Below are 1,095 nucleotides of genomic sequence, written 5' to 3' on the forward strand. Positions count from 1 at the left end.
GCAAAACACGTTACCCAGAACAATTCAAAATTGAAGCGGTTAAGCAAGTGACTGAAGCAGGCTTTAGTGTTGCTGAAGTCGCTAATCGCTTAGGTACCACCACTCACAGTTTATACGCTTGGATTAAACGATATGGCCCTGAGGCAGAATCGTTTGCAGAGGCTTCTGCTGAGTCGAGCGAGATACTTCGTCTTCGGAAAGAGCTCAAGCGAGTGACGGAAGAGCGCGACCTGTTAAAAAAAGCCGCGGCGTACTTCGCAAGCCACCCAGACTAAGATACGCCTTTATCAGGGATCACAGTGCCGACTTTTCAGTAAGGCAACTATGCAATCTCTTCGATGTTCACCCTAGTGGCTATTACGTTTGGTTGAAAGAGCCAAAATCAAAACTTGCTAAGGAAAATGAACGCCTAACAGGTCTTGTCAAACAACTCTGGTTGGAATCGGGTTGTGTTTACGGCTATCGAAAGATCTATCAAGACCTGAGATCCTTGAATGAATCTTGTGGTATTAATCGAGTGCATTATCTGATGCGAAGAGCGGGACTCAAGGCTCAGGTGGGTTACCGTAAGCCTAGAGCTCGGTCAGGAGAAACACATACGATAGCCAGCAATGTGCTTGAAAGACAGTTTAATCCAGAAAGCCCGAATACAGCGTGGGTTACAGATATCACCTATATCCGAACTCATGAAGGCTGGCTGTATTTATCTGTCGTGCTTGATCTCTATTCCCGTCGAATAATAGGTTGGAGCATGGGGCCAAGAATGGTGAAGGAACTTGTTCTTGATGCACTGATGATGGCTGTGTGGAGAAGAAAGTCAAAGCAAAGGGTAATAATCCACTCAGATCAAGGCAGTCAGTTTACGAGCTATGAGTGGCATAGATTTTTGGAAGATCACAACTTACAAGCCAGCATGAGTCGACGTGGGAACTGTCATGATAATGCTGTTGCTGAAAGCTTTTTTCAGCTGTTAAAGAGAGAACGAGTGAAGCGAAAGATTTACTCGACAAGGGGCGAAGCAAAACAAGACATTTTTAATTATATAGAAATGTTTTATAACCCTGTCAGACGCCATAGTGCTAATGATATGTTGTC

Annotated in this window: 1 protein-coding gene; it reads left to right on the forward strand. The window is 44.5% G+C overall.

The genetic code is table 11. The annotated features are described in order from the left end of the window. Positions 1 to 1,095, forward strand: a protein-coding gene (locus ACFQ45_RS17445; protein WP_377370043.1) for an IS3 family transposase whose coding sequence is annotated in 2 segments (ribosomal slippage) — positions 1 to 234 and positions 234 to 1,095 — 1,096 coding nt annotated over the 2 segments. Because the reading frame shifts where the segments join, the coding sequence is not laid out codon by codon here. This gene is flagged as partial in the annotation.

Origin of the sequence: Rhodanobacter aciditrophus (assembly GCF_042679525.1) — a bacterium.
Lineage (GTDB): Bacteria > Pseudomonadota > Gammaproteobacteria > Pseudomonadales > Marinomonadaceae > Marinomonas > Marinomonas aciditrophus.